2 protein-coding genes are annotated in these 1,592 nt (G+C 70.9%); both read left to right on the top strand.

Annotated elements, in window-relative coordinates; genetic code table 11:
• Positions 1 to 112, top strand: a 112-nt coding sequence (locus CR470_RS37860) for an RICIN domain-containing protein (protein WP_143663994.1), incomplete at its 5' end; no start/stop codon positions are given.
• Positions 109 to 1,592, top strand: a 1,484-nt coding sequence (locus CR470_RS37855) for a ThuA domain-containing protein (protein ID WP_107489554.1), incomplete at its 3' end; no start/stop codon positions are given. The genes CR470_RS37860 and CR470_RS37855, both read left to right, overlap by 4 nt.

Raw genomic sequence — 1,592 nt, 5'->3', positions numbered from 1 at the left:
CCCCGCCTCCGGCAAGTGCCTCGACGCCGAGGGCGTCTCCTCGGCCGACCGCACCAAGCTGCACCTGTGGACCTGCGGGACCGGCGCCAACCAGAAGTGGATCCTGCCATGAGCCGACGACCGCTCCGACCTCTCGGACACCTCGCCACCTGGGCCGCCTGCGGCCTGCTCGCCGCCGCCGCCCTGCCCGCCGCCGTCTCCACGGCCGCAGCCCCCGACGCCCCCGCCCGCGTGGCGGCCGCCGCCGACCCCGCGTACGACATCCTGGTCTTCTCCAAGACCGCCGGATTCCGCCACTCCTCCATCGACGAAGGCGTCACCGCCCTGCGCGATCTGGGCGCCGCCAACAACTTCACCGTCACCGCCACCGAGGACGCCGCCGCCTTCACCCCGTCGAACCTCGCCGGATACGAGGCCGTCGTCTTCCTCTCCACCACCGGCGACGTCCTCAACGCCACCCAGCAGACCGCCTTCGAGGGATACATCGCGGCAGGCGGCGGCTACGTCGGCATCCACGCGGCGGCCGACACCGAATACGACTGGGCCTGGTACGGAGGTCTGGCCGGGGCGCTGTTCAAGTCCCACCCGCACATCCAGCAAGCCACGGTCACGGTGGAAGACCGCGCCCACGACGCCACCGCCCACCTCGGCCCGAACTGGCAGCGGACCGACGAGTGGTACGACTACCGGAGCAACCCGCGCACCACCGCGCACGTCCTGGCCTCGCTCGACGAGTCCACCTACAGCGGCGGCACCATGGGCGCCGACCACCCCATCGCCTGGTGCAAGGACTACGCCGGCGGGCGCGCCTTCTACACCGGCGGCGGCCACACCGAGGACTCCTACACCGACCCCGCCTTCCGCCGGCACCTCCTCGGCGGCATCCGCTGGGCCGCGGAGCTGACGGAGGCCGACTGCCGCCCCGAGACCGACTACACCACGCTCTTCGGCTCCTCGGGCACCACCGGCTGGACGCAGGCCGGGCCCGGCTCCTTCACGCACGCCGACGCCACCCTCACCTCCCAGGGCGGTCTGGGCCTGTACTGGTACCAGGCCAAGGAGTACCGGTCGTACTCCCTCAAGCTCGACTGGCGGCAGAGCGGGGACGACAACAGCGGTGTCTTCGTGGGCTTCCCGGCCTCCGACGACCCGTGGTCGGCCGTCGACCACGGCTACGAGATCCAGATCGACGCCACCGACAGCCCCGACCGCACCACCGGCTCCGTCTACGGCTTCAAGTCCGCCGACCTCACCGTCCGCGACGCGGCCCTGAATCCGCCGGGGGAGTGGAACACCTACGAGATCCGGGTCGAGGGCGAGCGCCTCCAGCTCTTCCTCAACGGCCGTAAGATCAACGACTTCACCAACACCGACCCCGCCCGCAGCCTCCAGCAGGGCCATATCGGCCTGCAGAACCACGGCGACGGCGACGACGTGTCCTTCCGGAACGTCCGGATCAAGGAACTCGGCGGTTCGACGGGGCCGAGGGAGGGTGCTGTCACCGGTATCGGTGGCAAGTGTGTGGACGTGGCCGGTGGTGCGTCGGCGGACGGGACGCAGATCCAGCTGTTCACGTGCAATCAGTCGGCTGC

Origin of the sequence: Streptomyces sp. rh34, assembly GCF_002551245.1 — a bacterium.
Lineage (GTDB): Bacteria > Actinomycetota > Actinomycetes > Streptomycetales > Streptomycetaceae > Streptomyces.
The sequence above is the reverse complement of the archived record's forward strand: the minus strand, read 5'-3'. Positions and strand labels throughout refer to the sequence as shown.